General features: G+C 43.5%; 1 protein-coding gene. It reads left to right on the top strand.

Annotation, left to right across the window (positions count from 1 at the left end; genetic code table 11):
- Window positions 1–164 precede the first annotated feature (164 nt).
- Window positions 165–1,043 (top strand): AEC family transporter, encoded by an 879-nt coding sequence (locus R7040_RS24560; protein WP_005495507.1) that lies wholly within the window; start codon window positions 165–167, stop codon window positions 1,041–1,043.
- Window positions 1,044–1,191: the final 148 nt, after the last annotated feature.

The following is a 1,191-nucleotide window of genomic DNA, read 5'->3' as shown; positions in this document are numbered from 1 at the left end:
GGTACGACCACTCCATATAGCTAATGTGCTTTGAGAAAGCTTGATTTAATCCACGGTTCTCATTGTTTCACCATGACGCAATGCATAAAGGTTTGATACTGTGATTACCACTTAGTTGATTAACCAACTAAGCGCACATCTACCTCATATACACTAAGGCGACCATGATTAATCAGATCATTAATATTCTTTTTCCTGTGTTCGCTCTTGTCGGTGTGGGCTATCTTGTCGGGCGCTATATCAAACCTGATTTTCGCCCCATCAATCGAATTAATATCGATGTATTCACGCCAGCTCTGGTGTTTTCCTCATTAGTGAGCATGCCGCTCGACTCTGAACAAGGCCCCCTACTCTTAGCCGCCATCATTGCGGTTTTAATTCCGGGGTTACTCATGATTCCGATTTGTAAAATCACTGGGCTAACATTTAAAGCTTGGGCTCCACCTCATATGTTTCGAAATAGCGGGAACCTTGCGATACCGTTGTTCACTTATACATTTGGCGAAGTTGCCCTTTCTTCTGCTGTACTGCTGTTTGTAGTATCAGCTTGCTTACATATCAGCGTAGGTGTGATGTTGTTAAGTAACGGGAATCCATTGAAACAAATCATAAAGATGCCCATTTTCTTATCGGCATCGCTCGCATTATGTTTGAACTTATCAGGTATTGGCGCATGGACACCGTTGTATGAAGCAACAGCACTACTAGGGCAAGCCGCTGTTCCGGTAATGCTGCTTTCTCTTGGCTCACAAATGTGCCATCTAAGACTGGATGGATTAAAAGTTGGCGTTTTGTGTACCGTTCAATCGTTAACGACTGGCGCAATCGCGTTTGCAATCATTTATTGGTTTATTCCTTTACCAACCATGCAACTACAAATGATGGTGCTGTTCACCATGCTACCTCCGGCGGTCATGAATTATCTATTTGCAGAGCGACTGAATATCGAACCGATGACAGTGGCATCCATGGTGTTGTTTGGGAACTTCTTTAGCGTATTGACGTTGCCATTGCTCCTAAGTTACACGCTGTCGTTGGCGTAAGTGAACCTTGAGAGTCCATCGTTGCTGTTGGTAGGCAAACCTGAAGGTTTGGATTTTCGACACAATCTTTCTATGTAATCTTGTTTCACAATCTATGGTTGCATGAGTGGAATAGGCATAAAAAAACCCTGCCAACTTGGCAGGGTTT

Source organism: Vibrio sp. 1069 (genome assembly GCF_033340555.1).
Note: the sequence above shows the minus strand (reverse complement) of the source record. Positions and strands in the feature narration are given on the sequence as shown.

What these genes read in the sequence shown, in the direction of transcription:
- R7040_RS24560 (WP_005495507.1), top strand. Translation starts at nt 165, where the DNA reads ATGATTAATCAGATCATTAATATTCTTTTTCCTGTGTTCGCTCTTGTC.